Origin of the sequence: Nocardia sp. NPDC056611, assembly GCF_042792755.1 — a bacterium.
GTDB lineage: Bacteria > Actinomycetota > Actinomycetes > Mycobacteriales > Mycobacteriaceae > Nocardia.
This window is the reverse complement of record NZ_JBHTVV010000004.1, coordinates 661,903-688,499: the sequence shown is the minus strand read 5'-3', so window position 1 is coordinate 688,499 and position 26,597 is coordinate 661,903. Positions and strand designations below refer to the sequence as shown.

At 67.1% G+C, this 26,597-nt stretch carries 35 protein-coding genes, 3 tRNA genes and 1 pseudogene; 25 read left to right on the top strand and 14 right to left on the bottom strand.

The window, feature by feature from the left end:
* Positions 1-54: 54 nt before the first annotated feature.
* Positions 55-1,164, bottom strand: coding sequence for an FAD-dependent monooxygenase (locus ACFRAQ_RS24560; RefSeq protein WP_379103356.1), 1,110 nt, complete (start codon positions 1,162-1,164; stop codon positions 55-57).
* An 89-nt stretch (positions 1,165-1,253) separates the two neighbouring features.
* Between ACFRAQ_RS24560 and ACFRAQ_RS24555 the strand changes: the two genes are divergently transcribed.
* Positions 1,254-1,820: a TetR/AcrR family transcriptional regulator gene (locus tag ACFRAQ_RS24555; RefSeq protein WP_379103354.1), complete on the top strand. Its 567-nt coding sequence runs from the start codon at positions 1,254-1,256 to the stop codon at positions 1,818-1,820.
* Between the two features lie 57 nt (positions 1,821-1,877).
* Here the strand turns inward: ACFRAQ_RS24555 and ACFRAQ_RS24550 are convergent, their stop codons facing one another.
* From ACFRAQ_RS24550 to ACFRAQ_RS24530, 5 genes are all read right to left on the bottom strand, one after another.
* Positions 1,878-2,363, bottom strand: coding sequence for a hypothetical protein (locus tag ACFRAQ_RS24550; RefSeq protein WP_379103352.1), 486 nt, complete (start codon positions 2,361-2,363; stop codon positions 1,878-1,880).
* A gap of 175 nt (positions 2,364-2,538) precedes the next feature.
* Entirely contained in the window at positions 2,539-3,000 is a 462-nt protein-coding gene (locus ACFRAQ_RS24545) for a hypothetical protein (RefSeq protein ID WP_379103350.1), read from the bottom strand.
* 138 nt (positions 3,001-3,138) lie between these two features.
* Positions 3,139-3,226 (bottom strand) — tRNA-Ser (locus tag ACFRAQ_RS24540).
* A 54-nt stretch (positions 3,227-3,280) separates the two neighbouring features.
* Positions 3,281-3,718, bottom strand: a complete 438-nt coding sequence (locus tag ACFRAQ_RS24535) for a nucleoside deaminase (RefSeq protein WP_379103778.1) — start codon at positions 3,716-3,718, stop codon at positions 3,281-3,283.
* Between the two features lie 26 nt (positions 3,719-3,744).
* Positions 3,745-4,284 (bottom strand): tRNA adenosine deaminase-associated protein, encoded by a 540-nt coding sequence (locus ACFRAQ_RS24530; protein ID WP_379103348.1) that lies wholly within the window; start codon positions 4,282-4,284, stop codon positions 3,745-3,747.
* 58 nt (positions 4,285-4,342) lie between these two features.
* Here ACFRAQ_RS24530 and ACFRAQ_RS24525 point away from each other — a divergent pair, with 58 nt between their 5' ends.
* The gene (locus ACFRAQ_RS24525) at positions 4,343-5,293 is read left to right on the top strand and encodes a prephenate dehydrogenase (protein ID WP_379103346.1); all 951 of its coding nucleotides are present in this window, start codon (positions 4,343-4,345) and stop codon (positions 5,291-5,293) included.
* 6 nt (positions 5,294-5,299) lie between these two features.
* Here the strand turns inward: ACFRAQ_RS24525 and ACFRAQ_RS24520 are convergent, their stop codons facing one another.
* The gene (locus tag ACFRAQ_RS24520) at positions 5,300-5,902 is read right to left on the bottom strand and encodes a putative glycolipid-binding domain-containing protein (protein WP_379103344.1); all 603 of its coding nucleotides are present in this window, start codon (positions 5,900-5,902) and stop codon (positions 5,300-5,302) included.
* 275 nt (positions 5,903-6,177) lie between these two features.
* Between ACFRAQ_RS24520 and ACFRAQ_RS24515 the strand changes: the two genes are divergently transcribed.
* The 4 genes from ACFRAQ_RS24515 to ACFRAQ_RS24500 all read left to right on the top strand — a co-directional run bounded on the left by ACFRAQ_RS24515 (position 6,178) and on the right by ACFRAQ_RS24500 (position 9,404).
* Positions 6,178-7,320, top strand: coding sequence for a DNA cytosine methyltransferase (locus tag ACFRAQ_RS24515; RefSeq protein ID WP_379103775.1), 1,143 nt, complete (start codon positions 6,178-6,180; stop codon positions 7,318-7,320).
* Positions 7,321-7,358: 38 nt separating this feature from the next.
* Entirely contained in the window at positions 7,359-7,778 is a 420-nt protein-coding gene (locus tag ACFRAQ_RS24510) for a very short patch repair endonuclease (protein WP_379103342.1), read from the top strand.
* Positions 7,779-7,902: 124 nt separating this feature from the next.
* Entirely contained in the window at positions 7,903-8,664 is a 762-nt protein-coding gene (locus tag ACFRAQ_RS24505; RefSeq protein ID WP_379103340.1) for a DUF998 domain-containing protein, read from the top strand.
* A gap of 26 nt (positions 8,665-8,690) precedes the next feature.
* A complete protein-coding gene (locus tag ACFRAQ_RS24500) occupies positions 8,691-9,404 on the top strand; it encodes a maleylpyruvate isomerase family mycothiol-dependent enzyme (protein ID WP_379103338.1) in 714 nt (237 codons plus the stop codon).
* 1,079 nt (positions 9,405-10,483) lie between these two features.
* Here the strand turns inward: ACFRAQ_RS24500 and ACFRAQ_RS24495 are convergent.
* Complete coding sequence (locus ACFRAQ_RS24495) at positions 10,484-11,152, bottom strand: YdcF family protein (protein ID WP_379103336.1); 669 nt, start codon at positions 11,150-11,152, stop codon at positions 10,484-10,486.
* A 12-nt stretch (positions 11,153-11,164) separates the two neighbouring features.
* Positions 11,165-11,911, bottom strand: coding sequence for a GntR family transcriptional regulator (locus tag ACFRAQ_RS24490; RefSeq protein ID WP_379103334.1), 747 nt, complete (start codon positions 11,909-11,911; stop codon positions 11,165-11,167).
* A 215-nt stretch (positions 11,912-12,126) separates the two neighbouring features.
* Between ACFRAQ_RS24490 and ACFRAQ_RS24485 the strand changes: the two genes are divergently transcribed.
* Genes ACFRAQ_RS24485 through ACFRAQ_RS24420 form a run of 14 tightly spaced genes read left to right on the top strand, consistent with a single transcriptional unit; the run spans position 12,127 to position 20,525 of the window.
* Entirely contained in the window at positions 12,127-12,612 is a 486-nt protein-coding gene (locus ACFRAQ_RS24485) for a hypothetical protein (RefSeq protein WP_379103333.1), read from the top strand.
* Entirely contained in the window at positions 12,612-12,857 is a 246-nt protein-coding gene (locus ACFRAQ_RS24480; RefSeq protein WP_379103330.1) for a hypothetical protein, read from the top strand. Before ACFRAQ_RS24485 ends, ACFRAQ_RS24480 begins: the two co-directional genes overlap by 1 nt.
* Entirely contained in the window at positions 12,857-13,078 is a 222-nt protein-coding gene (locus ACFRAQ_RS24475; protein WP_379103328.1) for a hypothetical protein, read from the top strand. The genes ACFRAQ_RS24480 and ACFRAQ_RS24475 overlap by 1 nt, the downstream gene beginning before the upstream one ends.
* Positions 13,078-13,257 (top strand): hypothetical protein, encoded by a 180-nt coding sequence (locus ACFRAQ_RS24470; RefSeq protein ID WP_379103326.1) that lies wholly within the window; start codon positions 13,078-13,080, stop codon positions 13,255-13,257. The genes ACFRAQ_RS24475 and ACFRAQ_RS24470 overlap by 1 nt, the downstream gene beginning before the upstream one ends.
* Before the next feature lie 46 nt (positions 13,258-13,303).
* Complete coding sequence (locus ACFRAQ_RS24465; RefSeq protein ID WP_379103323.1) at positions 13,304-13,933, top strand: DUF2637 domain-containing protein; 630 nt, start codon at positions 13,304-13,306, stop codon at positions 13,931-13,933.
* Entirely contained in the window at positions 13,933-15,240 is a 1,308-nt protein-coding gene (locus ACFRAQ_RS24460) for an FtsK/SpoIIIE domain-containing protein (protein ID WP_379103321.1), read from the top strand. Before ACFRAQ_RS24465 ends, ACFRAQ_RS24460 begins: the two co-directional genes overlap by 1 nt.
* Positions 15,237-15,422 (top strand): hypothetical protein, encoded by a 186-nt coding sequence (locus ACFRAQ_RS24455; RefSeq protein WP_379103319.1) that lies wholly within the window; start codon positions 15,237-15,239, stop codon positions 15,420-15,422. Before ACFRAQ_RS24460 ends, ACFRAQ_RS24455 begins: the two co-directional genes overlap by 4 nt.
* Entirely contained in the window at positions 15,419-15,586 is a 168-nt protein-coding gene (locus ACFRAQ_RS24450) for a hypothetical protein (RefSeq protein ID WP_379103317.1), read from the top strand. The genes ACFRAQ_RS24455 and ACFRAQ_RS24450 overlap by 4 nt, the downstream gene beginning before the upstream one ends.
* Positions 15,583-15,762 (top strand): hypothetical protein, encoded by a 180-nt coding sequence (locus tag ACFRAQ_RS24445; protein ID WP_379103315.1) that lies wholly within the window; start codon positions 15,583-15,585, stop codon positions 15,760-15,762. Before ACFRAQ_RS24450 ends, ACFRAQ_RS24445 begins: the two co-directional genes overlap by 4 nt.
* Positions 15,759-16,421, top strand: a complete 663-nt coding sequence (locus ACFRAQ_RS24440; protein WP_379103313.1) for a hypothetical protein — start codon at positions 15,759-15,761, stop codon at positions 16,419-16,421. The genes ACFRAQ_RS24445 and ACFRAQ_RS24440 overlap by 4 nt, the downstream gene beginning before the upstream one ends.
* Complete coding sequence (locus ACFRAQ_RS24435; RefSeq protein ID WP_379103311.1) at positions 16,421-18,112, top strand: replication initiator; 1,692 nt, start codon at positions 16,421-16,423, stop codon at positions 18,110-18,112. Before ACFRAQ_RS24440 ends, ACFRAQ_RS24435 begins: the two co-directional genes overlap by 1 nt.
* A 14-nt stretch (positions 18,113-18,126) precedes the next feature.
* Positions 18,127-19,140 (top strand): DNA adenine methylase, encoded by a 1,014-nt coding sequence (locus tag ACFRAQ_RS24430; protein WP_379103309.1) that lies wholly within the window; start codon positions 18,127-18,129, stop codon positions 19,138-19,140.
* Between the two features lie 12 nt (positions 19,141-19,152).
* On the top strand, positions 19,153-19,329 hold the full coding sequence (locus ACFRAQ_RS24425; RefSeq protein ID WP_379103307.1) for a helix-turn-helix domain-containing protein: 177 nt from the start codon (positions 19,153-19,155) through the stop codon (positions 19,327-19,329).
* The gene (locus ACFRAQ_RS24420) at positions 19,326-20,525 is read left to right on the top strand and encodes a tyrosine-type recombinase/integrase (protein ID WP_379103305.1); all 1,200 of its coding nucleotides are present in this window, start codon (positions 19,326-19,328) and stop codon (positions 20,523-20,525) included. Before ACFRAQ_RS24425 ends, ACFRAQ_RS24420 begins: the two co-directional genes overlap by 4 nt.
* Positions 20,526-20,583: 58 nt before the next feature.
* On the opposite strand, the gene ACFRAQ_RS24415 is transcribed toward ACFRAQ_RS24420, so the two are convergent.
* The 3 genes from ACFRAQ_RS24415 to ACFRAQ_RS24405 all read right to left on the bottom strand — a co-directional run bounded on the left by ACFRAQ_RS24415 (position 20,584) and on the right by ACFRAQ_RS24405 (position 21,563).
* A tRNA-Arg gene (locus tag ACFRAQ_RS24415) sits at positions 20,584-20,656 on the bottom strand.
* Between the two features lie 36 nt (positions 20,657-20,692).
* Positions 20,693-20,782: transfer RNA gene (locus ACFRAQ_RS24410), tRNA-Ser, on the bottom strand.
* An 88-nt stretch (positions 20,783-20,870) separates the two neighbouring features.
* On the bottom strand, positions 20,871-21,563 hold the full coding sequence (locus tag ACFRAQ_RS24405) for a dienelactone hydrolase family protein (protein WP_379103303.1): 693 nt from the start codon (positions 21,561-21,563) through the stop codon (positions 20,871-20,873).
* A gap of 187 nt (positions 21,564-21,750) precedes the next feature.
* Between ACFRAQ_RS24405 and hisC the strand changes: the two genes are divergently transcribed.
* The 4 genes from hisC (at position 21,751) to ACFRAQ_RS24385 (ending at position 24,444) form a co-directional block, all read left to right on the top strand.
* Complete coding sequence (hisC, locus tag ACFRAQ_RS24400) at positions 21,751-22,827, top strand: histidinol-phosphate transaminase (RefSeq protein ID WP_379103301.1); 1,077 nt, start codon at positions 21,751-21,753, stop codon at positions 22,825-22,827.
* An 87-nt stretch (positions 22,828-22,914) separates the two neighbouring features.
* Positions 22,915-23,715, top strand: coding sequence for an alpha/beta fold hydrolase (locus tag ACFRAQ_RS24395; protein WP_379103299.1), 801 nt, complete (start codon positions 22,915-22,917; stop codon positions 23,713-23,715).
* A 271-nt stretch (positions 23,716-23,986) separates the two neighbouring features.
* A complete protein-coding gene (locus ACFRAQ_RS24390; RefSeq protein ID WP_379103297.1) occupies positions 23,987-24,283 on the top strand; it encodes a hypothetical protein in 297 nt (98 codons plus the stop codon).
* Positions 24,259-24,444, top strand: a complete 186-nt coding sequence (locus tag ACFRAQ_RS24385) for a hypothetical protein (RefSeq protein WP_379103295.1) — start codon at positions 24,259-24,261, stop codon at positions 24,442-24,444. Before ACFRAQ_RS24390 ends, ACFRAQ_RS24385 begins: the two co-directional genes overlap by 25 nt.
* Before the next feature lie 148 nt (positions 24,445-24,592).
* On the opposite strand, the gene ACFRAQ_RS24380 is transcribed toward ACFRAQ_RS24385, so the two are convergent.
* Positions 24,593-24,796: a hypothetical protein gene (locus ACFRAQ_RS24380; RefSeq protein WP_379103293.1), complete on the bottom strand. Its 204-nt coding sequence runs from the start codon at positions 24,794-24,796 to the stop codon at positions 24,593-24,595.
* A 198-nt stretch (positions 24,797-24,994) separates the two neighbouring features.
* Here ACFRAQ_RS24380 and ACFRAQ_RS24375 point away from each other — a divergent pair, with 198 nt between their 5' ends.
* Positions 24,995-25,291, top strand: a complete 297-nt coding sequence (locus ACFRAQ_RS24375; protein WP_379103291.1) for a hypothetical protein — start codon at positions 24,995-24,997, stop codon at positions 25,289-25,291.
* An 18-nt stretch (positions 25,292-25,309) separates the two neighbouring features.
* Here the strand turns inward: ACFRAQ_RS24375 and ACFRAQ_RS24370 are convergent.
* Positions 25,310-26,558, bottom strand: a pseudogene (locus ACFRAQ_RS24370) (serine/threonine-protein kinase).
* Positions 26,559-26,597: the final 39 nt, after the last annotated feature.

The window sequence follows — 26,597 nt, the reverse complement described above, 5'->3', positions numbered from 1 at the left end:
CGGCCCCCACCCGGATTCCGGGTGGGGGCCGAGTTCGTTTGCACGCCTGGTTCGTCAGCGCAGGAAGCGGACGGCAGCGTTGCGGAGCGCGATGCCGGCGGCGGTGCCGGGAACCATGAGGGCGGCGGCCGCGCGGAAGCCGCGCTGCTTGGGTTCGACGAGCTTGCGGTGGCGGCGCTCGTAGGCCACCAGAGCCTGCCGGGGGTCATCGGGTGCGCGGGTGAGTTCCTCGGCCAGGGTGTGCGCACCCGCGATGGCGAGGGTGGAGCCGTCGCCGAACAGGGACAGTGAGGATCCGGCATCGCCGAGCAGGGCGACGCGGCCGATCGACCAGTGCGGCAGGCTGATTCGGCTCACCGAGTCGAAGTAGATGTCGTCGGCGGCCTGGAGTCGGTCGAGGAGCTCGGTGAAGATGCCGGTGCGGCCGGTGAAGGCGGCGGCGACCAGGCGTTTGTGTTGCGCGAGGTCACGGTGGTCGAAGCCGGGAACAGCGGACCGCCGGAACATGAAGGCGGCCACGGCTTTCCCCTTGGACGGGTGGACGGTGATCGCGCGGCCCGGCCGGTTGAACATGACTACCGCACGGTCGTCGTCGAAGACCCGGTCGACGGGCAGGGTGGCGGCGTACATGCCCAGGTGGCGAATGAATCCGGCCTCGTCGCCGAAGACCAGCCGCCGGACGTTCGAATGCAGGCCGTCGGCTCCGATCACATAGTCGTAGCGGCCGGTGCCGCCGCTCTCGAAGCCGACATCCACCCCGCCCGCATCCTGCGTGATCGCCGAAATCCACTCTCCCCAGCGGACTTCGGCCTTGTCGCGAGCCGCCTCGAGCAGGATGCCCGCCAGGTCCGCCCGAGCGACCTCCACCTCCCGATCCCCCGCCCCACCCTGAAAAGCGCTGAGCCGCAACCCCGACCGCTTCCCGCCGGTCTCGTCCACGAAGCTCATCCGATCCACGGCCGACGCCACCGCCCGCAGCGCGGGCATCACCCCCATGGCTTCGACCACCTCGACCGCGGGCCCCTTCACGTCGATCGGGTTCCCGCTCGACCGCTGTCCGCGCGCCCGCTCGACCACGGTCACATCGAACCCGTTGCGCCCCAGCCAATACGCCAGCGTCGCCCCCGCGATCCCCGCCCCGGAGATCAGCACGGCCTTGCTCATCGTCATCACCTCCATCCGAAGTGGACGATTTTCGTCCACTTTTCAGACGGTACAGTAACCGGAAGAATTTCGTCCACTTATTGCCGGAGGTGAGGACAACGGCCGAGCTCAGGTCCGACGCCCGCAACAACCGCGACCAGATCCTGGCCGCCGCCCAGCTCGTCTTCCGGGAGCAGGGCGCCAACGTCTCCATGAAGGACATCGCCGACGCCGCCGGCGTAGGCGTCGGCACCCTCTACCGCCGATTCCCCGACCGCGGCGCCCTCATCACCGCTGCCGCCCACTCCTACCTCTCGGCCCTCTCCGACCTGGCCGCCACCGCCGAACGCGAGGCCCCCACCCCCTTCGAAGCCCTCACCCGCCTCCTCCGAGCCTGCGCCGAACTCCGCCTCGGCGCCCTCGCCGCCGCCATCGAACCCACCCTCCACGCCGACATCAAGGCCGACCCCACCCTCACCGAAGTCCGCGCCACCATCACCGACCGCATCGACAGCCTGACCACCCGAGCCCACGCCGACGGCACCCTCCGCCCCGACGTCACCCCCGCCGACATCGGCCGCCTGATGACCCTCCAGATCTACGCCACCCCCGACGAGCCCTACTCCACCGCCGTCAACCGAGTCCTCGACCTCCTCCTCGACGGCCTCCGCCCCTGAAAAGAAAAGCCCCGCACCGGTTTCCCAGCACGGGACTCACATCTCTCGCCGTTCGGTTCAGAATCCGAGCAGCTTCAGCAAGCCGCCGATTACCGGAATGGAATCGGCACTGCCCGTATCGGTTCCGGTGCTCGGAGCCGTATCCACGTTCACCGTGTTCGGGTTGGACACGAAAGTGGTGGTGTCGCTCTGCTCGATCACGTGGATCTCGTTGCCACCGGTCTGAGTCGGGGTCCACGACGCCGTGAACACGGCGTTCCCGCCACTCTGGCTCAACGTCATCGCAACGTTCTGCGGGTCCAGCCACTTGTTCTGGGTCTTCGAGAAGACCGAGAACCACGCGGTGGTCGCGCCACTACAGGCCGGAGCGGTCAAGGTATACGTCTGCCCCGCATACAACGTCGAACTCGACACCTGCGGCCACACCCCCTGCGGGCACTGCACGGCATCAGCCGATGCCTCCGGCACGCCAGCGATCCCCGCCGCCACTGCGGCGAAGGCGGCAATCCCGATGCCCGCCCGCCGAATCCGAGTGTTCTCCATACCGACCCCTTCGTTCATTCGACGCCCTAACGATCGACGTCCATGCGCGAAGTTACAACACCCCACCGACAAATTGAAGCGCAGTCATTCAAACATCTTTATGCCGAAAGTCCTTGCCCCTTAACTTAATTGGCGCATTTCCGGTAGGCGCCGACAGATAGGACTACCTATTCATTCAGCGGGCGTCGATCCAGCGGGTGACGGAGGGTAGGGCGGCCAGGATGACCACTCCCAGATAGAGGGCCATGAGGCCGAGCGACCAGGCCAGCACGAAGGGGCTCGCGGGCACATGCTTCTGCCACTCGAGCACCTGCTCGGCGAAGAGCGGAACGAAGCCGAGAATGACCAGGACTCGGCCTACCGCCGTACGACGCAGCAGCAAGATGCCGCCGGGGATCAGCAGCAAGGCAGCGATCGGGCCGCACACCATCGACGGCAGCACACCCATGAGCTTCCGCATCTCATCCGAGTAGCTCCACCACAGGTGGTACTGCGCAGCACTTCCCAACGCGGTGAGCAACCCGAACCCGAGGGCCGCAACCCCCGCGAGAACCCCGGCGGCGCTGTCCACCCGAGGCGGCACCTGCTGCGCGGGATACCAGTAGGCCTGACCAGGCTGATTGTGCGGGTAGGACATCGAAGCCTCCAGGCTGCTCGTTCGCACGGAAAGTTCTGCGTTGCAAGCAATCCTGCGAGCCAAGCCTTAAGCAAACCTTTTGGTTCGGATAAATAGAAGAAGCCCCTCGCCTGCGTGAACAGGTGAGGGGCTCCTCAGCGGTGGCGGAGGGATTTGAACCCTCGGAGGGGGGTTACCCCTCACACGCTTTCGAGGCGTGCTCCTTAGGCCGCTCGGACACGCCACCGGTGGTGACTTTACAGGAGGACCGTGCGGAAACCGAAATCGGCTGGAGAGGGGGCTAGGGGCGGTGGGATTGGAAGAAAGAGTCCAGGAGAGCGGCGCATTCGGGTTCGAGGACGCCGGCGCGGACTTGGGGGCGGTGATTGAGACGTCGGTCACGGACCACGTCCCACAGGGAGCCGACGGCGCCGGTCTTGGGTTCCCAGGCGCCGAAGACGACGCGGGAGACCCGGGACAGGACCAGGGCGCCGGCGCACATGGTGCAGGGCTCGAGGGTGACGGCGAGGGTGGCGCCCTCGAGGCGCCAGCCGTCGCCGTGGACCCGGGCGGCGGCGCGCAGGGCGAGGACTTCGGCGTGGGCGGTGGGATCGCCCAGGACTTCACGGGCGTTGGCGGCGCGCGCGAGTTCGCGGCCGTCGGCATCGAAGACGACCGCGCCGACGGGGACGTCGCGCGGGTCGGCCGCGGCCGCGGCGGCGATGGCGGCTCGCATCATCGCCTCATCGGCGGCGAGCGAGCCGGTCAACGCGGGAGCTTGTCCAGGACCGCCGAGAACTCGTTGGCGAAGCCGAGTCGCTGGGCGATCATGCCGAGCTGCTCGTCGGGGTAGAGGTCGGTCTCGGCGAGGATGACCGCCAGCACCGGCTCGGGCAGGCCGAGGTCGGAGAGGACGCCGAGGTCGCCCTCTTCCCACGGTTCGACGTCGTCGATCTCGTCGGGGTCGATGTCGGGGACCTCGACATTGAGTTCCTCGAGTACGTCGACCGCGATGTCGTAGTCGATGGCAGCGGTGGCGTCCGAGATCAGGATGCGGCTACCCGTCGGGCCGGGGCGCAGGATGATGAAGAACTCGTCGTCGACGTCGATCAGGCCGAACACCGCGCCGGAACTGCGCAGCGCGCGCAACTCGTCTTCGGCCGCGGACAAACTGGTCAGGGACGCGTCGCTCAGCGACGTCACCTTCCAGTTGGCTTCCTCACGGACAACGGCCACCGCGAACCCTTCCACGTCGTCGAAGTCGTCCGACGCCGCCCTGTTCGTGCTCGAGCGTTGTGCTGCCATGCGCGCAACGGTAGTCCGCTTCGGGGGAAATGTTGAAGTCGTATGCGAATCTGATCGCATGACGGGCACTTCGAAACCAGCTGTCTGCGTCCTGGGTACCGGTTTGATCGGCGGTTCGGTCCTGCGGGCCGCCGCCGCCGGCGGCTACGAGGCCTTCGGCTACAACCGGTCCGAGGTCGGCGCCAAGGCCGCGCGGATGGACGGCTACGACGTGATCAGCGACGTGGAGGCGGTGCTGTCGCGCGCCGCCGAACGCGACGCGCTGATCGTGGTCGGCGTGCCCATGCCCGCCATCGACGCGGTGCTCTCCGATGTGAAGACCTTCGCACCCGACTGCGTGCTCACCGACGTGGTGAGCGTGAAGTCCCCGGTCGCGGCCGCCGTGCAACGCCACGAACTGGGCGCCCGCTACGTGGGCGGTCACCCGATGGCCGGGACCAGCGAATCCGGTTGGGCCGCATCCACTCCCGACCTGTTCAAGAACGCCGCCTGGGCGGTCAGCGTGGACCCGGGCGTGCACGCCGACAATTTCCGGCGCGTCGCCCAGCTCGCCCTGGACTGCGGCGCGGTGGTGGTCCCGGTGCTGGCGGTGGAGCACGACCGCGCGGTCGCCCGCATCTCGCACCTACCCCACGTGCTCGCCGAGGCCCTCGCCATCGAAGGCGCCAACGGCGGCCCGCTGGCGCTCGGCCTCGCGGCGGGCTCCTTCCGCGACGGCACTCGCGTCGCCGCCACCTCCCCCGAACTGGTCCGCGCCATCTGCGAACCCAATGCCGCCGCCCTGCTGGACGTCCTCGACGACACCCTCGAGGTGCTCACCCAGGCCCGCGACAGCCTGCGCGGCGACGGCACCATCACCGAACTGACCGAGGCCGGTCACGACGCCCGCACCGACTACGAGGACAACGAGCGCTGGCCGATCACCGACATCAGCCTGGGCGAGCGCAACTGGCTCACCAAGCTCATCGACGCCGGGCGCGCCGGCGGCGTTCTCACGTCCCTCGACTGACCGGGATCAGATCCGTTCGGCCAGGCCCGGATAGTCGAGGAGGAATCCGTCCTGGTCGACGGTGACGGTCGCCGAGGACACCGGGGACAGCACGTGGATGCCGTCCGGCCCGCTGCTGTACGTGAGGCTGGCCTCCTGCACCAGCAGGTCCGGTAGCCGCACGTAGACGACCGGAACCTGCACGTCCTCGCTCGCCCGGGCCAGCCCGTAGCGGCGGATCGGGAGCGTGTTGAAGAACGGGCTCAGCACCACGTCCACGTCCAGCGCCCCGCCGAAGGTGGAGCGCACATGGGTGTTTCCGGCGTCGATCAGCCAGTAGTCCTCCTCGTCGCGCGCGATCGAGGCGTGGCGTTCGCCGGTGGCCAGCGTGCTGCGCAGCGACAGCCGCTTGGTGACCCCGGATTCATCGGTGACCAGGTCGTAGGAGGCGCTGAACGCGGGATGGTCCGCGCAGTCACCGGCGATGATCCGGCCCGCGGCGCGAATCCGGTTGCCGCTCACCACCACCCGCACCGATTCCATGCGTGAGGCGTTGTGTGCGCGCCAGGTGAGAATGGCCGGCCACCGCGGCGCCACCGGCTTGGCGTCCTCACTCCCGTTATCCGTCACGCCTATAACCGTAGTTGCAGGCCCCGGCTCGTCCGAGATCCCCGGCCGGTATCACTCCCATGACCGGACATCGTGATCAACACGCAATGGTGCGGAGCGGTTCTCGGCGTTTCCGCACGCCGGCGCCCGCTGATCGATCGCCCGAATGATAGCGACCGGCTCTGGATGTCCGGCTCCGCCGGGCGTTGCGCTCGGTGTCGATGAGGGGACTCGAGTAACGTGCTCTGCGGCACGGGGACTCCGGGGTGAAAGGGACTGTTGTGACGGGCGCGCGGATGGTCGGCCTGTTCGCCGGCATCGGTGGGCTGGAACTCGGGCTCGCGGCCCACGGGTGGCGCAGTGAACTGCTCTGCGAGATCGATTCGGGCGCGCAGGCCGTGCTGGCGGCGCATTTCCCCCGCGTGCCACTGCATTCGGACGTGACCAAGCTGCGCGCGCTGCCATCCGGGATCGAGCTGGTGGCGGCCGGATTCCCGTGCCAGGACCTGTCCCAGGCCGGGCGCACGGCCGGAATCACCGGCTCCCGTTCGGGTTTGGTGGACGAGGTGTTCCGGCTGGTCAAGCGCAAGCGGGGGCCGCGCTGGCTGCTGATCGAGAACGTGCCGTTCATGCTGCAGCTCGGCGGCGGCGCGGCCATGCGTCACATCACCGACGCCCTCACCGAACTCGGCTACACCTGGGCCTACCGGGTGGTGGACGCGCGCGCGTTCGGGCTGCCGCAGCGGCGGGAGCGGGTGCTGATGCTGGCTTCCCGCACCGAGGATCCGCGGCCCATCCTGTTCGGGACCGACGCGGGCCCGCGGGAGGTCGGCGATCCGGCGCACGATCCGTGCGGCTTCTACTGGACCGAGGGCAACCGCGGACTGGGCTGGGCGGTGAACGCGGTGCCCACTCTGAAGGGCGGTTCGGGCCTCGGCATCGCCAGCCCGCCCGCCGTCCGGCTGCCGTCGGGGGAACTGGTGACCCCGGGCATCACCGACGGGGAACGGTTGCAGGGCTTCGACCGCGACTGGACGACTCCGGCGCTGGAGGTCCCGGGCGTGCGTCCCGGGCATCGCTGGAAGCTGGTCGGCAACGCGGTGAGCGTGCGCATGGCCGAGTGGATCGCCGGGCGCGTCACCGACCCCGCCGACGGCCCGGTCCCCGACGGCGAACCGCTGACTCGCCGCAGCTGGCCGACCGCGGCCTGGGGGCATCGCGGGGAGGTGCGGCGGGTTCCGGTGTCCACCTGGCCGGTTCACGCGCCGTACGAGGACCTGCGCTGGTTCCTCGACGATCCCCGGCTGCTCTCGGCCCGGGCGACCGCCGGATTCCTGCGCCGCACCCAGATGGGTTCGCTGCGCTTCCCCGAGGGCTTCCTCGACGACGTCGAGAACCATCTCGAGCGCATGGGAGGCGCTCCCGTCAAAGCCGCGTGAACCTTGCCGGACCTATCCTGCGCGGCAAGGATGGCCGCATGACGGATGCGCGGCCGGGCACCGACGCGGCTACCAGCGCCCGTATGGCCAAGCAGCGCCGCGTGGGGACGAAGCCGGAGCTGGCCCTGCGGCGGGAATTGCATCGGCGCGGCGAGCGCTACTTCGTGGACCGGGCGCCGCTGCCGGGACTACGGCGGCGGGCGGACATCGTGTTCCCGCGGCGGAAGGTGGCGGTCTATGTGGACGGGTGCTTCTGGCACAGCTGTCCGGCGCATGCGACTCGCCCGAAGAACAACGCCGAATGGTGGTCCGAGAAGCTGGCGGGGAATGTGGCGCGCGACCGCGACACCGATGCCCGCCTGGCGGCGGCGGGCTGGACCGTGGTGCGGGTGTGGGAACACGAGGCCGTCGAATCGGCTGCCGACCTGGTGATGACCGCGTTGTCGCGCGGCGTGTGACGTCTGTGTTAACCGATGGGCGACAATGGACGTAGCAACCGGACCAGCCGACCAGTCCGGGCGAATCGAAAACTGCCGGGCAGGGCAGTACGAGTGAGCGAGGCCAGCGAAAGCGAGCGCGGTGATGCCAACCGAGCAGAAACTAGCCGAGGCGGCTCCGAGCACGGCCGTGCTCCAGCCGCGATGGCGACGGGTACTGCGATGGTTCATCGCGATCTTGATCGCGGTCGCCGGACTCGGCTACTCCTCCTGGGTCCTGGAATTCATCCTGCCCATCCAGAGCAACCCGACCAACACCTTCCTCAGCCAGCTGGCCGAGAAGGGCGCACCGTTCCGCTGGGTCTTCACCACCGGTGACACCGTCTCCGGCTCGCTGCTGGTGGTGGCGGGGCTGGGCGGCGTGCTGTTGTTCTCGCGGCGGCTCTACTCCACCATCGGCTGGGTGGCGCTGGCCTGCTTCGGCGCGGCGACCATCGCGGACGCGCAGTGGCCGATCGTGCCCGACGAGCCGGGCGCGCCCAAACGCTATGTGGATACCGGACTGTTCCCGCAGCTGCACCAGATTCACGCGCTGACCAGCACCCTGGCCGTCTTCTCGATCTACATCGCGATGATCGCGTTCACGGTGGCCGCGTTCAAGTACCGGCGCTGGCCGATCCTGCGGCACACCGGCTTGTGGATTCTGATCGTCGGCTCGGTGGTGACGGCGTGGATGCTGATCGCCGACAATCTGCCCGGCAACTACGGCCTGGGCATCGCGCAGCGCATCCAGGTCGGGGCCATGTCCCTGTGGCTGGTGGCGCTGGCCGTGCAAATCGTTGTGGCCGAACGCGATTCCGGGACGCCGTCCCGGCACCGGCACACCGCGCGCTCGTCCGGCCGCTGACCGCCCGCAGCGGTTAGGGTCGGACCGTGACCAGCGACGCGCACCTCGCCGACACCGCCGCCCAGCTCGACACCGTCGCCGCCGCGACCGAGCGCCTGCTCCCCGCGGTCGCCGCGCTGAGCGACGCCGACCTCGTCGACCCCTCCCTCCTGCCCGGCTGGACCCGCGGCCACGTGCTCGCGCACCTCTCCCGCAATGCCGACAGCCTGGTCAACCTGCTGCTGTGGGCCCGCACCGGCATCGAAACCCCGCAGTACGCAAGCCAATACCTCCGCGAATCCGATATCGAGGCCGGTGCGCCGCGCGCGCTGCGCGACCAACTCGAGGACCTCACCGCCTCGGCCGAACGCTGGCTCGCCCTGGCCCGCGTCATGCCCGCCGACCGCTGGACCGCCACCGTCCGCAACCGCATGGGCGGCGAGATCCCCGCGACCCGCGTCATCTGGATGCGCCTGCTGGAGGTGGAGATCCACCACGTCGACCTGAACATCGGATACACCCCCGCCGACTGGCCCGAGGACTTCACCACCCGCCTGCTCGCCGAGTCCCTGAGGGAGGTGAAGCCCACCGACGGAGCGGGCTTCACGGTCATCGCCACCGACACCGGCTACACCGGCGCAGTGGGCACTCAGGGCCCCGAGATCACCGGCCCCGCCGCATCCCTGGCCGCCTGGCTCATCGGCCGCGCTCCCGGCGCCGACCTCACCGGCGACCTCCCCGCCCTCGCCGCCTGGAAGTAGCCGCATCCGCCAAAAGCCAAAGGCCCCACACCGTTTGGTGTGGGGCCTTTGTTTGTGCGCCCGAAGGGATTCGAACCCCTAACCTTCTGATCCGTAGTCGGATTTGGCCCGGTCAGCGGGCTCTTTTATCGTCCGGCAGAGTCGTTCGACGGTGGAGTTTCGTCAGCGTCTGTACGGGAGTGTCCGTGAGACTTGTGACAGCCCCGTGACACCAAGGGTCGGCCTACCGGCGTGGCTGGCCCGGATACTCGGCGTCCAGAGCATCCGCAACCTCAGTCAGCTGCCAGGCGAGCCCACGGGCCTGCGAGGGCGTGAACGTTACCCACTGCTGGTCTGGGCCTTCGCCCAGCTTCAGCAGCACATCATTCTGGTCGCCAGTCTCCGAACGAGAGACCCCCACTCGCACGCCTTCGGCCGTTTCGCAAGGCGGGGGCATAGTTCCCAGGTCAGGATGCCATGGGGTTGGTGCCATGAGGACTCCTAGAAGTGTTGTGACTGGGGGAATTTGACGCACGTGGAGTCTATCCGCCGCCTTGCCACGTTCCGGGGACTGTTCTTCTCCCTGCTTCCTCATACTGGCCGCCCTCTGTGGAAGGAGGTCGGGTCAAGGGTGGGCGTATGCCCATCGGCGTAGCCGACGCGAAGCGCCCTTGATGCGGTCTCCTGGAGCGAGACAATTGGGCCTATGAGGAGGCGGGGAGTTGCTCTCGCGAGGAGTTCCGAAGGCTGAGACGGGGCTCCGGTGGAGGAGTCGGCCATCTTCGGACTCCGCGGTTGGAGATGCCGGCCGATTCGCCAGTGGAGGTCAGGCAAGCCGATCGGGCTCGGCTCTCAGGCCCGCCTGCTTTCCCGATCCTGTCCGTTGCTTGAAGTGGCCCAATGGGATCGATTCGCGGCGTGCTGGCGTGTGCCGCAACGCGCCGACGCTCCGGGCTGCGCGGAGCTTGTCGGAGCGCGGCCCGCAGTGCGTCGTAGCGCGGGGCGGCGCGCGCCTGCGCGCCGCTCTTGATCCTGTATGGCGGAATTCGGCAGTGGATGAGATTAGGAATGCCACCGTTCAGCCCTACTGCTGAGGTCGGTCACTCATCGAGCAGTCGCCGTGTGAATCCTGCCTCGACTAGGGATGCGTACGCGGCTCGGACATCGGGCGGCACATCTTGCTCTATGGCCCATCCCTTTTCGGGGTAGACCCAGATTCGCTGGGTGTCGCCGACAAGCATGTTGATAACGCGATCAACGTCGCCGATACTCGCGACATAGTCATCCAGCGCGAGCGGGAGTGATCCACAGACCACGTCCACCTCGGGCCAACGCTTCCGACAGATGGCAAAGCTGCGGCGTTGTTGGTAGGGCCGAGAAATGAGCATCACCGACTTGATCGAGTCCAAGTAGCCGCGCTCGCCGAGCAGAGCGCGAGTGAAGTCGATGTTGTCGCCGGTGTTGGTCGCCTCGGGCTCGATCAGGATTGCCTCCGCCGGCACTCCCAGTTCGATGGCTCGCTCACGGAAGTGCACCGCCTCACCACGCGGGAACCTGTCCACGGTGGTCGGTGCATTTGCGCCCGTGAACACGATCAACGGAAAGGTGCCAACACGGTAGAGATCAGCGGCGTATGTGGCGACGCCGATGTCGTGGCCTCCGAGTCCGATTCCCACATCGACAGGCCTCGCCTCGTGGTGCATCTGGTTGTAATCCCAGAGGCGTTCGACATCCGAGCGGTGTTCCGCGGGCAAGGTCGTCATTGGCATCGGCTGCTCCTCTTACTCGGGCAATTTGAAGTCGTACGTCCACGAGAAGCGGGATGCCGCATGAACCCCGCGCGCAAACTCGATGAGGACATCATTCGAGGTATAGGTACGGCGCGTGAGGATCATGACAGGCTCACCAGCAGGCAGTTCCAAGTTTTCCGTCTCGTCGGGGGTTGGCATCCGCGCGAAGATCGTTTCCGACATGTGGTCGGGCTCGTAACCCTGCAATGTGAGCACTTCAAAGCCGCCACCCCGACCAGCGGGGCCTGGCGTCGGGTCCACCAGCGGTGTGCCCTCGACGATCTTTGGAAGGTAGTAGCTGGTGAGCGTGTGCGTCGGCCGCCCAGCGTCTCGCACCGTGCGCGCTCGCTCGTATACCGGTGAATTCGGTTCCAGCCCATAGGCTTCCGCCACCTCTAGGTCGGCTTCGACGAGGGCAACGGTCTGCGTTTGGTCGGTTCGCTGCCACGGCCGGCCGGATGCCTCGCGGTCTGCAATGAAGGCGACCGTATCGCCGTACTTCCACTTCTTCTTCGAGTACCGTTCCGTGCCCATCCGGCGCATGGGTGGGCGCTCGCGAACGACGGTCCCGCGCCGACGGATTGGGGTTACCAGCCCCTCGGCTTCGAGCAGGTTCACCGCCTGACGAACGGTCTTGATGTTCACGTCGTAACGGCTGGCTAACTCCTCCTGCTTGGGAAGCGTTGCCCCAGGGAGATATTCGCCCCGGTTGATGGCTTCGCGCAGGTGGGCCGCCACTTCTCGGTATCCGCTCATGTCGCTCGGGTGCTCTCTCGTCGCCGTTCTGCACTGTGGTCCGCATTAAGAGTAGCCATATTCCGGCAATTGAGGAATGCGGCCAGTTAGAACCAGCCCTATTGCTGACCCAACCTGCCAGTGCTCAAATAGAGCTACCCCTATTGGACAGCTCGATCAGGGGTTCGACAGCTCAGTCAAGGCAAGGAGTTGGAGCAGTGGCTCTCAAGGATGCGTGGTTCAAGCCGAAGTACGAGGACGTGTTCCCGGAGGGGACGATGTTGATCGGCACCATCGAGCCGATCACCGAGTTCGGCGCGGACCGCACCAAGCCCAAGAAGCAGAAGATCGACCTCGACGACTTCGGCAACGGCACGGGCAAGCGGCTGTGGAAGGGCACGGTGGCCGACCCGACCGGCGTCGGCTCGAAGGGCAAGACCCTGGACGTCACGTTCGTCTCGGACCACCAGCCGGTTCCCTCGGCGTCGCCGATCATGCCCGGTTACACCCCGGTCGTGCTGGCTGGCTTGCAGGTCAAGCCCCGCGTCGTCGGTGACGGTCAGTACAAGTCGATCGGCTGGACCCTGCGGGCGACCGGCATCGTCGGCGACACCTCCGGCTCGAACCAGCCGCCGGCGGATGTCCCCGCGTCGCGTCCGTCCCGTAACGGCCGTTCCGCGAACGAGTCCGAGGCGGTGTCGTGATGTCGGTGCAGGTGACCACCTATGTGGTGACGACCGGGGTGCGCTCGGTGGAGTTCGCCCCGCAGAGCCTCGATCAGGGCGGCCTGTGCCCGGCCCAGATCCGGGTTCGGTTCGCCGGTTACGTCGCGGGCCTGGACCTCGACATCGACGATGCCCGGGAGTTGTTCTACGGCCTCGGAGTCGCGCTGGTGGAACACGATGTGGCGCTGAAGGATTCGGTGTTCGCGCTGCGGGTGGTGGCGTGATGAGCGGCAAGCCCAACGAGTCGTTCGTGTCGGTCGGCATCCACGGCAAGGCGTCCGCGGAGCACTGGACCAATCAGTACGGCGAACAGATCGTGATCGTCCGCTTCGGTGGCGATGTCTCGGTCCACCTGCCGTTCGCTCAGGCTGTGGCCTTGCAGGCCGATCTGTGCGAGGCGTTGGCGGCGTTCTTCCCGCAGGTGAGCATGAAGGCGGTGCGGTGATGAATCTGCTCCGGATGATCTACATGGCCGGTTTGATGCTGGCGGCGATCGCCTTCTTTCCGGTGGCGGTGCTGCTGGCCTTCGGTCCGCGGGAATCCAGCCCGCCGGCCCCGAGCCCGGTCCCGGGTGTCTGTGCGCCGTTCTGCGTCGCTTCGACCGTGGTCGGTGACCCGCGATGAGCGCTCCCTTTCGGCTCGGTTTTGACGGGATGGCGGGGGTTGCGTGATGGACATCGCCGAGCGCTCCCGTGCCATGGTCGTAGCCCGCCTGTTCGCGGTCACCACCACGGTGGCCGTGGGCATGGCCGCCTTCTGGCTCTCGTTCGCCACCCTGCGGGATCTGGCGATACTGGCCCACATTCCGGCCTCGGATGCGTGGCTGTTCCCGATGATCGTGGACGGCACCATCATCGAGGCCACCGTGGGCGCACTGGTGCTGGCGAATTCCCCGGAACGGCAATGGTTCCGGCGGGTTCTGGTCATCGGTGCCATGGTCTCGATCGCCGGCAACAGCCTGCACGCGGTCGCCGCCGGTAAGTCGCTTCCCCCGTGGGCCTGCGCGTTGGTGGCAGCTATCGCACCGCTGAGTTTGCTCGCCGATACCCACGGGCTCGCACTGCTTTTCCGTGCAGCACACCGTGTTTCAGCACCGGTTGCTGAGGCGGTCGTTCAAGAACTCCCTGAGTCGGACCCGGTCAGCGTGGACACGGTCGAACCGGCAGCGTCGCCGGCTCCTGCTCCGACTCCCCAACCCGTTCCCGTCCCTGCTCGTGCGCCGGCCGTGGCAAAGCCGCTGCGGCCCGCGCTTCCGCTGCAAACCATGCTTCCGATCTCCGTCCCTGTTGGGGGTGCGTGATGTCCCTGTTCACGTTCGTTCCGCTCGCCGTTCCCGCGCTGGCCGCGCTCGGGTCCACGGCCTGGATTCTGCGCGGCCGCAAACCCACCGACTTCGAGCTGCTGCTTGCCGCGGCTCCGGCCGAGTTGTCCAGGGCGGTAGAGGTTCTCGCCGACAATTCCCGTCGCATGTCCATGCTTGCCACGCTGGGCCTGGGCGCGATGGATCGGGGTTTCCCGCGGCTGGAGTGGTGGGACTACTCCGAGACCGGCATGGAGGTGGAGTGGACGCTGCTGTGCGGACAGTCCACCAAGACCTGGACCGACCCGGAAATGCTCGACGCCCTGGCCCACTACCTCATGGTTCCGAAGGTGTTGGCGACAACTCCGGAGCCTTCCCGGATTCTCTTGCACGTCAGGGCCTTCGACACGCTCGCCGCCCCGGTGATGACGCCGGCAATGGCTCCCGATGCTGTGGATCTCGAAGCGGCCCATGTGGGTATGCGGGAGGACAGGTTGCCGTGGCTGCTGCGCGTCCTTTACGCCCACATCCTGCTCGCCGGTGCTACCGGCTCCGGGAAGGGTTCGGTGTTGTGGTCGATCCTCAATGCCCTCGGCCCGGCGATCAAGGCCGGTCTGGTGGATGTGTGGATGGCGGACCCGAAGGGCGGTGCGGAGTTCGGGCGCGGTGAGGGCCGGCTGTTCGTGCGGTTCACCACCGACGCGGAAACCATCCTCGCGATGCTGCGTGAAGCGGTTGAGGTGATGGACGACCGCCTGGCCCGCATGCGTGCCGAAGGAATCCGCAAGCTCGTCCCGACCGTGGACGAACCCCTGATTCTGATCATCATCGACGAGGCCGCCTCGCTGTCCTCCTACGCCGACCGCGACCAGCAGCAGGAATTCCGCCGCCTGACCGGGCTGCTGCTGTCCAAGGGCCGCGCCGCCGCGGTGACGGTCATCGCCGCCTTGCAGGACCCGTCCAAGGAGACGATGCCCAACCGGCAGTTGTTCCCGGTCCGGATCGGGCTGCGGCTGGATGAGCCGACCCAGAACGCCATGGTCCACGGCCAGGGCGCGAAGGACCGTGGTGCCCGCTGCGACGAGATCTCGGAATTGACGCCCGGTGTCGGCTACGTCGGTGAGGACGGTACCGCCGAATTCGTTCGGGTACGGGCCTTCATGATTCCCGATTACGTCGCTGACCGGATCGTGGACATGTACTCGCCGGCCCCGGAAATCACCGGTCCCGCCGAGGACTACAGCGGTTTCGACCCAGACGACCTCGGCGACGAGGAGACCGGCGACGGCCCGGCGGTGGCGGCATGAACGGGATTGTCCGCCTGCGCCTTTCGGGGGACTTGGGCGATATCACCGCGGTTCTCGCGGACCTGATCGGCTCGCATGCGTTCCGCGTCATGGTCGACGACCACACCTACCGCAACCGGGACGGCGGTGTGCGTGTCTACGCCGAACTGTCCCTCCCGATCGGACAGGAGACCCGATCATGAGCATCCGTCACCGCTACGAACACGGCCTGGACTCACAGATCTCGCTGCGGTTCTGGCTCGAACGCCAGGGCTTCGACCCGTTGCACACCGCCGCCGACCCCATCGAGGACGACGACACCCTCGGCTTGGCCGTGGACCACGACGGCGGGCGGTGGGCGGCATGACCGCATCCGAGCGCAAACAGTCTGCCTCGCAAGTGAATCCGATTGTCCAGGCCGCCGCCGATCAGGTGGCCAAGTCCAAGCGCCCTCGCAAGCCGGCGGGCAAGGACATTCCTCGCACGTGGACCTGCGAGGGCCAACTGTCGCTGTTCGATCCCAGAGAAGGAAACCAGTCATGACCAGCACGCCTACCCGTCACGCCCGCCCCGCCGGCGAATTCGACCTCATGGACTTTGTTCTCACCGCTCTCGGGAATCTCCTCGTCGGCCTGCTCACCGCGGTGTTCGTCACGCTCTGGTGGGCGCTGTTGTTCCCGATGGTCTCGCTCCCGATCGGCGCGGCCCTCACCGCCGGATTCCTGCTCGGTTGGCCCGCCGGCGTCGTGGTGGCCGCACTCGGGTTCGCCGGTTTGGGCTTGTGGCTGGCCCTCCGACCGGACTCGTTCCGACGTTGGGTCACCGATCGGGCGCGGGTGCGGTTCCTGCGCTGGTTCCGCTACCGCCGCCGCTGGGCGCGCATGCTCACCGCCTGCAAGCTCACTGAGGGCGACGCCGGTGCCCTCTACGTCCCGCGGCTGCGCACGGTCACCATCGGCGACACCATCGACCGGGTCCGGGTGCGGATGCTGCCCGGCCAGTCCCCCGAGGACTACCACACCCGCGTCGTCCGGCTGGCCCACGCGTTCGGTGCCCGCGAATGCCGCGCTATCGACGCTGGACCCGCGCTCGTGGAACTGGTGTTCCGCCACGGCGATTCCCTCGCCGAACCGATCACCCTGCCCGTTGATGCCTGGCGCACCCTGCCTAGCCACCGCAAGACCCGGAAGGACGCCGCCTGATGAGCACCGACGATCACACCCAGGACTCGCCGGCACCGGACACCGATACCGCGGCTGCTCGCCGTGCTCTGCCGGATCTGCACGACATCGCCCAGGCTGCCGCCGAGAAGTACGAGGTGTGCAAGCGTCCGATCGCAATGCGGGTGTTCGACCCGGACACCGGGAAGATCACCTACGAGGGCGCGCCCTGCAAGTCCACCATGGAATCGGCCTGCCCGGCCTGCGCGAAAGCCGCTCGTGCCCTGCGCATTCAGCAATGCACCGAAGGATGGCACCTCGATAAGGAACCGGTGGACCCGAACACCGACCCCTCCGACTGGCAGATCCGAGCACTGACCGACCGCGCGGAACTGGCCGCCGAATACCACCAGGCGAAGGAAGCCGGCGACGACGAACTCGCCGAGATGCTCCGGACGGTCGTGGCCGCCGTGGATATCGACCTGCGGGAATCGGGAGTTCGGGGACGGCTGCCCGATCTGGACGCCACCGCCAAGCCTCGCCGGCAGCGTTCGACCCGCCGCCGCCAGGATGCCCCGAACCTGCCGCGGCGCAAGGTCACCAAACGCACCATCGGCGAAGTGCTGGACGGCAAGTGGCTGCCCGGCATGTTCATCACCTTGACCCTGCCCTCCTACGGCCCGATCAACCGCGTCGGTGCCCGCGACGCCCAGGGCAAGGTCTGCTCCGATGGTTCCCCGCGCGACCCCCGCACCTACGACTACAGCCGCGCGGCCCGCGACATCGTCTACTTCTCCGCGCTGTTCGACCGCTGGGTTCAGAATCTGCGCCGCGTGGTCGGCTACGACATCCAGTACTTCGCGGTCGTCGAACCGCAGAAGCGCGGTGCCCCGCACATCCACGTGTTGCTGCGGACTCCGGTGTCGCGCAAGCTGATTCGCCTGGTCACCGACGCCACCTACCATCAGGCGTGGGTGCCGCACTTCGATCACCCGCAATACGACGACGACCGGATGCCGGTCTGGAACGGGGTCACCTTCACCGATCCGCGGACCGGCCGCGTCCTGCCCTCGATCGACGACGCCCTCGACGTGATCGGGCAGGTGGACGAGTTCGAACCGGCCCACACCATCCGTTTCGGCGCCCAGGTCGATCCCCGCCACATTCAGGGCGTGGTGGCCGGCACCGAGGCCAACCGCACCATCCGCTACGTCACCAAGTACCTGACCAAGTCCATTGGCGAGGTGTTGGACACGGACTCGGCCCGCGTCCGCGCCCACTACGACCGCCTGCACCATGAACTGACGCTCACCCCGTGCTCGGAGAAGTGCCCGGTGTGGTTGCGCTACGGCATCGTCCCCCGCGGCGTCTCCGACAAGACCGTGCCCGGCCACTGCAAGGGCAAGGCCCACCGCCGCGACACCCTCGGCCTGCCCGGCCGCCGCGTGCTGGTTTCGCGCCGCTGGACCGGCAAGACCCTTCCCGACCACCGCGCCGACCGTGCCGAGTTTGTTCGGCAACTGCTCGCCAGGGTCGGAATCCTCAAGCCCGACACCAGCCGCCACCGCATGCGCCCGGTCCAGCCCGGCGACCCGGATCGACCGCTGCGCGAACACCTGATCATGGCCGTGATCGCCAAGCGGACGGCATGGCGCGCGGAGTACCTCAAAGCCCAGCTGGCGGCCGCACCTCCGGACGGGCCGGATACTTCGGCAACCGGCCGCGCAGCGTAACCGGGGGCTGTTCGATGAAACCGCCAATGGCCTACTACGGGGGTAAGACCACCCTCGCGCCTCGCATCGCGGCCCTGCTGCCCACGCACCGCCACTACGTCGAACCGTTCGCCGGGTCGCTGGCGGTGCTGCTGGCCAAGCCTGCGGCGAAGATGGAGACCGTCAACGACATCGACGGCGACCTGATGACGTTCTGGCGGGTGCTGCGCGATCGTCCGCACGACTTGGCACGGGTGTGTGCGCTGACTCCCCACGCTCGCGCCGAGCAGCAGGCCTCGCGCGGTGACCTGTCCGGCGTGGACGAGTTGGAGCGGGCCCGCCAGGTGTGGGTGCGAATCACCCAGTCCCGCACCGGAACTCTGCGTCGCACCGGGTGGCGTCACCACGTGGACCCACACGGCTCGAACGTCTCCATGCCCGGATATCTGGCCGCCTATCTGGAACGAATGCTGCCCGCCGCCGAACGCCTGGCGGGGGTGTCGTTGGAGTCGCGCCCCGCGCTGGAGCTGATCGCCACCTACGGCCGCCACCGCTCAACCCTGCTGTACGTGGACCCGCCCTACCTGGGCACCACCCGTGACCGCAACTACCGCCACGAAATGACCGACGACACCGAACACAGGGACTTGGCGGCGGCCCTTCACACCTGCCAGGCCTCCGTGGTGCTCTCCGGCTACGCCAGCGACCTCTACGACCGCGAGCTGTACCCGCACTGGTACCGCTACGAAATGGCCGCCTTCACCACGCAAGGAGGTGCCCGCAAGGACCGAACCGAGGTGCTGTGGGCCAATCACCCCCTGGTCATCACTGAGCCGGAAGCACTGCCGCTGAACGGGTTTCGTAACAACAATGCCGATTCGGAGGTCTCTGGTTACGAAACTCGGTGTGCCGCACCACGGTGTTCGAAAGTCCTCACCCCGGCCGCGACAGGTCGGCGGGCCCGCTTCTGCTCGACGGCCTGCCGCATGCGGGCCCACCGCGCCGCGGCAGCGCAACAACGTTCGGCAACTGATTCCACGATGGCCTAGGAAGGGGCGGGAATGTCTCAGCTACTCACCGAACAGGAAGTCCGGAAGCGGATTCCGATCGGGCACAGCAAGTACTACGAACTGATCATCTCCGGCGAACTGCGGTCGGTGAAGATCGGCCGTCGGCGCTTCGTCACCGAGCAGGCCGTGGCGGACTACATCGCGAAGCTGGATGGGGTAGCCGCATGAGCCGCCAGCAGCTGCCGCCGCAGATCACGAAAATGATGGTCACCGACCGGCGCACCAAGAAGGATGTCGTCCGCTACGAGGTGGTCGCCGACGCCGGACGTGATCCCGAGACCGGCAAGCGTCACCAGATCCGCCGCCGGTTCAAGACCGAGAAGGAGGCTCGCGACGCGCTCGCCAAGTTCCTCGATCAGGCCGCCTCCGGCACCTTCGTGCCACGGAAGGATGTGACCGTGGCCGAGATCATTGACGACTGGTTGAAGAGCCTGCACTCGGTGCGCCGGACCACCCTCGCCGGGTACGAGTACGACCTCGCGCCGGTCAAGCAGCAGTACGGCACGCTGGCGGTGCAGAAGCTGACCCGCAAGCATCTGGACGAGCTGGTGGTGGCGCTGCGCGAGGGTGGCACTCTGACGGCGAAAGGCCGGGTGCGGCGGCCCTGGGCTGCCCGATCGCTGAACCGCACGGTGGACAGCACCTCGATGGTGCTCGACTACGCGGTGGACCGGAAGCTGGTGGCGCGCAATGTCGCCGAGCAGATCAAGGCGGTGCCGCGGCGGCGCAGGAAGCCGGACACCTACACCGCCGAGGAGGTGCGCCAGGTGCTCGACAGCCTGACCGAGGACCGTAACGAGCATCTCTGGCACCTCGCGCTGCGGGGCCTTCGCCGGAGTGAGATCGGCGGACTGCGCTGGCGGAATATCGATTTCGATGCCAAGACGCTCACGATCGAGATCGGCCGGGCGGCGGCGGGCGGTACCGCGATCGAGGACGAACCCAAGACCGAGGCGTCCAAACGCACCCTGCCCATGGACGAGGACCTGGTGGAGGTACTGAAGCGGGCGCATTGTCGGCAGGTCGTGGAGAAGCTGGCGGTCGGCGACGCCTACGGCAGGGGCGGGTACGTGGCGTGCGATGAGGCGGGCAACCCGTATCACCCGCACACGTTGTCTCACGCCTGGACGAGAACGGCGAAAGCGGCCGGGGTCCGTCACATTCGGTTGCACGACTGTCGGCACACCGCGGGCACGACCATGCACCTGCGGAAGGTCCCGATTGCCGTGATCGCCGAGTGGCTCGGGCACACCGATGCCAGTTTCACCCAGCGCACCTACGCCCATTCCCAGGAGCACGCCCTCGCCGACGCCGCCGCGATTTTGGGGGCGGTTGTGACAACTCGTGACATCGACGCCGGATGATTGCTCAAACGAAAGAAGCCCTGACCGCTAAAGTGCTGGTCAGGGCTTCTTTCTGTTGTGCGCCCGAAGGGATTCGAACCCCTAACCTTCTGATCCGTAGTCAGATGCTCTATCCGTTGAGCTACGGGCGCATGTCTATTCAAATGTCCACCCGGCGTACCGGGTAGTGGCGGAGGCGAGAGGATTTGAACCTCCGGTCCCCGTGAAGGGACAACTCATTAGCAGTGAGTCCCATTCGGCCGCTCTGGCACGCCTCCTGGTGCCCCTCTTCGAGGGCGCCGGTTCCTTTCGAACCGCCGGGACAGAAGATTACACAGCGGGTGACCAATAGGCCAAATCGGCTGGTCAGCGTAGGTGCGAGTCGAACCATTCGTAGATTCTGGTCTGTGCGTCGAGCACGGAGACGTCGTCGAGGGCGGTGGGGTCGAAGCCGGGTTGGTCGGGGCGGTGGTGGAGACCGGGGTAGGTGACCACCAGGGTGGCGACGTCGGCGCGGGCGGCGGCCTCGCGCAGGCGGTCCACCTGATCGGGCGGCGTGCGCGGGTCGTCCTCGCCGAACAGGCCTAGCCAAGGGGCCTGGAAGGCGGGCGCGGCGGCGAGCAGGGCGACGGCCTGCTCGGTGAGGGGCGTTTCGATGCCGGGGGCGGCGACGCTGACGGCCGCGCCGACGCGGCGGTTGGTGGCGACCAGGGCGGCGGCGGTGCCGGCGGAGTCGAAGCCGAGGACGCCGATGCAGTCGCGGAAGACGCCGTGTCCGGTGAGCCACTCGAAGCAGGCGTCGAAGTCGGCGAAGAGGTCGTCGCCGAAGACACGGTCGACGAGGCTGCCGTTGGCGGGGCGGTGGAACAGGTCGGGGGCGATGACGGTCCAGCCGTCGGCGGCGAGCGCTCGCATGAGTTCCAGCAATGGCTCGGTGAATTCACGTGATTCGTGCAACACCACGATGCCGCCGCGCGTGTGTCCCTCGGGTTCGAGCACGGTCAGCGCTATCGCGGTGGTGTCGTGCACAGGGGCCAGTTCTCGATAGATGCCCGACATAGGGCCACTGTAGTTGTGCTAGGTAAAAACGGGATAAATCTTTCCGCCGGTCAGGAGGGCCGGAGACACTCCAGCCGAGCGCGATTCGAGCCCAGCTCGGGGTGGGCGAGCGAACCCCGGCCGGCATTCGCGCAAACCGGACGACACCCCCGGGCGACCCCGCCGGCACTGCACATAGGGTGGAGGGGTGAGCGCGCACATTCGCCCGGACCTCGATGCCATCCCCGCGTACGTCGCCGGCAAGACCCACCCCGGCGCGGTGAAGCTGGCCAGCAACGAGACCACCTTCCCGCCGCTGCCGTCGGTGACCAAGGCCATTGCCGAGGCGGTCGAGCTGTCCAACCGGTACCCGGACAACCACGCCATCGAATTGCGTGGCGCCATCGCGGATTTCCTGGGCGTGGAGCTGGAGAACGTGGCGGCCGGGTGCGGCAGCGTCGCGCTGTGCCAGGAGCTGGTGCAGATCACCTGCCGCAACCCCGACGACGAGGTGCTGTTCGCGTGGCGCTCGTTCGAGGCGTACCCGATCGTCACCCAGGTGGCGGGCGCGAAGGCGGTGCAGGTGCCGCTGGACGGTGAATTCACCCACGACCTGGACGCTTTGGCGGCGGCGATCACCCCGAAGACCCGCGTGGTGTTCGTGTGCAACCCGAACAATCCGACCGGCACAGCGCGTGGCCGGGCCGAGCTCGTGGAGTTCCTCGACACGGTGCCCTCCGACGTCCTGGTGGTGCTGGACGAGGCGTATTTCGAGTACGTGCGGATGCCCGCCGAGGACTTCCCGGACGGCGTCGAACTGGGCCGCACGCGCCCGAATGTGCTGGTGCTGCGCACGTTTTCGAAGGCGTACGGCCTCGCGGGGCTGCGCGTCGGCTACGCGGTCGGCGCGCCCGAGGTGATCACCGCGCTGATGAAGGTGCACATCCCGTTCAGCGTGAGCCGGGTGGCGCAGGCGGCGGCCATCGCGTCACTGGAGGCGCGGCCGGAGCTGATCGAGCGCACCGATGCGGTTGTGGCCGAACGGGATCGCATGCGCGCCGCGCTGCTGGCGGCGGGCTACCGGGTGCCGGTGAGTCACGCCAACTTCGTCTGGCTGCCGCTGGGCGACCGCAGCGCCGAATACGGGACGGCCAGCACCGAGGCGGGGGTCATCATCCGGCCCTACGGCGCGGACGGCGTGCGCGTCACGGCGGGCGATCCGCACGAGAACGACGCGTTCCTGGAGTTCGCCACCGATCCGGCGACGATCGCGCGCTTCATCTAGAACACGTTCCTGTTAGGGTCGGCACGCGCCTCGAATCCACACCGGCGCAACCGAAGACCTGACAGGGGGCGCCGCCGCATGCCGTTCGTGACGACCGAAGACGGGGCGAAGATCCACTATCGCGACACCGGCGGCGACGGCCCGGCGGTGCTGCTGATGCACGGCTTCTTCCAGGACACCGAGATGTGGGCCGCCCAGGAGGCGTCCCTGGCCCCGGACTACCGGGTCGTCACCATCGACGCGCGCGGCCACGGCCACACCGAGGACCCGGCCGAGCCGTTCGACAACTGGCGATTGGCCTGGGACGCATGGGCTGTCATCGATCACCTCGGCCTGGACCGGCTGGTCGTGGGCGGCCTGCTGCAGGGCGGCTGGATCGGCATGCGCATGGCGCTGCTGCAGCCCGCGCGGGTGCGCGGCCTGATCCTGATCGGCACCCGGGCGGACGCCTACGACGACGCGGAATCCGTTGGCTTCGAGATGATCATCATGAACCAGTGGATCCTGGGCGACGTCCCGCTGGAGCCCATCGCCACCCCGATCGCGGTGCAGATGATCGGCGGCACCCGCGAACAGCGCCGCTACTGGCTCGACAAGTGGAATGCCTCCGATCGGCGCCGGCTCGAGCAGGCCGGACGCTGCCTCATCGATCGTGAGTCCATCGTCGACCTGGTCAAGGACATCACCGCGCCCGCGCTGCTGATGCACGGGGTGCAGGATCAGATCCACAGCCGCCGCCAGACCGAGGAACTGGCCGCGCAGCTGGGCGGTCCGACCCGGGTCGAGACCATCGAGGGACTGGGCGCGGCCCACTCGGTGCCGTTCACCCACCCCGAGGTCACCGACCCGATCATCCGCGACTGGCTCGCGAACCTCCCCGCCCGGTAATGCGAAATGCCGGCGGCCAAGGGGTCTGAAATCCCTTGGCCGCCAGCATCTTCACGCGGAAGCGGAGGGATTTGAACCCCCGGTTGCTTTCACAACGCTCGCTTTCAAGGCGAGTGCATGGCGTTTTGTCCGGTTCAGTAGAGGGCATCAAAGGTCCCTGACCTGCGGTTTCGGGTATTGATGCATCGGGCTGTACATGCATGTACACACCCCCGGTGGGTCACGGTGTGTCACAAAAATTGCACACACGTACCAGAAAGAGCCCATCGACATGCCGATCCACACGCCCCCATTGGTGATCATCGAGAGCCCCTACGCGGGCGACGTCGAAGCGAATCTCGCCTACGCCCGCGCCGCCTTGCTGGACTCCCTCAACCGCGGCGAGTACCCCTTCGCCAGCCATTTGCTGTATACCCAGGTACTCACCGACGCCGACGCCGACCAACGCAGCCACGGCATCGCAGCCGGGCTCGCCTGGGGAGCGCACGCCTGTCTCACCGCGGCGGAATCCCGCCCATCGTCGGCGGTGGCCGGCTCGCCGAGATGGAGGAGAACGTCGACCAGCTGATCCGGCTCGCCGAAGCGGGGGACCGGCCGAGAGAAGTCCTCGTCTACGCGAGGTCGTTGCGCGACCTGGTGAAGGAACTGTCGGCGACCGTGAACGACCTCGCCGCAGGAGATGCTGCCCTCCAGAGCGCCGAGAGCAGCATCGAAGACCTGGAGAGCTGAGCCCTCGGTATGCCGAGGCGGTGATCGGCCTAATCGAAGAAAACTCGCACGCGTCCGCCCCGCAGCATCGACAATCGTCTGTGTCCGAAGCATGCCAGGTCTGAACGGGTACAACCCCTCCAGATAGGAGTGCGAGATGGCCTACGAATCAGCTCAGCCCCGAACCGAAGAAGCCCTTCGGAAGCGTATCGACGAGGTATTCAAGAGCAGTGATCAGAAATGCCGCGCTCTCTGCCGTGAACTGATCAAGGCCGACAAGCATCTCGAAGAGCTTGAAACAAGCGGCGTCGCCTCTGAGCACGCGATCGAAAACGCTCTCGCACGCATCGACGCGATACTCCATCAGCGGCAAGCCCTGCACTGCACGGATGACTGCCCTCTGCCATAGTCAGGCGCACCTCTCAGTAGAGATCGTCCGTGTCCAGGAAGCCGCCGATGCCGCTCAGTAGCGGTACTCGGCGGCATCCTGGTCGCGTCGAGTGGTGCGCCTTCAGCCACGGCTCCCAGTAGGTCCAGGATGCGCCCGACGACCCCTTCGACCGGATCGCCAATGCGGAAGCGCACGCGGTCCAGGCTCAAGATGCGAAGCACCGCATCAACGTCGGCGCGCGCTGGCGGCGAGGTGAGGGCCGCGCACGCCGCGGCTCTGGTGCCCTCATCCACCGAAGGGCACTACCACCTCTACATCGATCACCCGATGACCTGGGACGCCTACCGGCATCTTCTCGAAGCGCTCGTGGTCGTCGGCATCGTCCAGCCGGGCTATCTCCATGCATCGGAGTCGCGGGGATACGCCGCGCTCCGGGTGCCGTGGCTGCACAAGGAGTCGAAGGAGTCTCGCTATTGAGCAGCAAGCGTGAAGGTCTCAGGCCAGGAAGAACACGAGCACGATGCCTGCCAAGACCACACCACCGAGCACCGCTGGCACCCATCCGAACCAATACCCGTGATCGATCCCGTACCACCCCAACACCAGCGACACGATCGAACCTAGAAGCACGGCCATGAACTTCGTAAAGAAGCGGTCCTTCTCCGCGCGATGACTTTTGGGCTGGTACGTATATGAATACGGCTTCATCTTGGGCGCGGCAGAGGCTGCCTTGGGTTGCGGGTTGGATGCCGCTGCTGCCTTAACTGCTGGCTTGGGCACCGCAGAGGCCGCCTTAGATTGCGGCACACGTTGCCCCGGCTGAACCAGTGGGGTTTTCACCGCAGATGCAACCGCACTAGGTTCGCTCGCTTGGATCTTCGCGCCCGCCATGACGGAACGCTTCGCATCGCGTGATGGGGTGGCCAGGGTAGCTTGCGCTTGCTCTTGGCGTTTTGCTGCTTCCTTGTATTGCATGCTCAACAAAGCCAATCTGGCAAGCTCAGCCAGATCACGACAGCTGTGCAGTCGCTTTCCCGGGTCCTTCTCTAAGGCAAGCTTGATCACCCTGTCGAATGTGAGGTCGAGCCCAGGAACCTTCTTTGTCGGCAAGGGGATCGGAGCATTCACATGGGCGTTGATGAGGGGAGCGACGTCGTGGTAGGGATACGGAAGCTCACCAGTCAACATGTGATAGAAGGTGCATCCGAGCGAGTAGACATCGGCGTGATGGTCGACCTCTCCGGGCGCGGTGATTCTCTCCGGCGCTATGTAACTGAAGGTTGCGACCAGCTCGGCGGTCGCGGTGGCGACGGTTTGCGAATCCACATCTTTGGCGATCCCGAAGTCTGCAAGCAGGGCGCGTTCCGGTCGACCGCGTGTGAGCAGAATGTTGGCGGGCTTAACATCTCGGTGCAGAACGTTGGACTTATGTGCACTGTCGAGCGCGGCCGCTACCTCGCCAAGGATGCGCACAGCCCTCACGGGTTCGACTGGTGCTCCAGCCTTCATCACCTGGCCCAGATCCGGCATCGATGTACTGCATCGCGAACCAGAGGCGACCGTTCTCATGCCCACGCGCGTACACGGTCACCAAGTTCGGATGATCCAGTGCCGCAATGATGTTCGCCTCGCGCTGGAAGCGGGCTCGAATGTCCTCTTGGTGGCTTACTGCGCCATTGAGCACCTTCAACGCCACATCTCGCGGCAGGCCATCACGATCGCGCGCACGGTACACCTCGCCCATCCCACCTGCACCGATCAGCTCAATAACCCGGTAACCGGC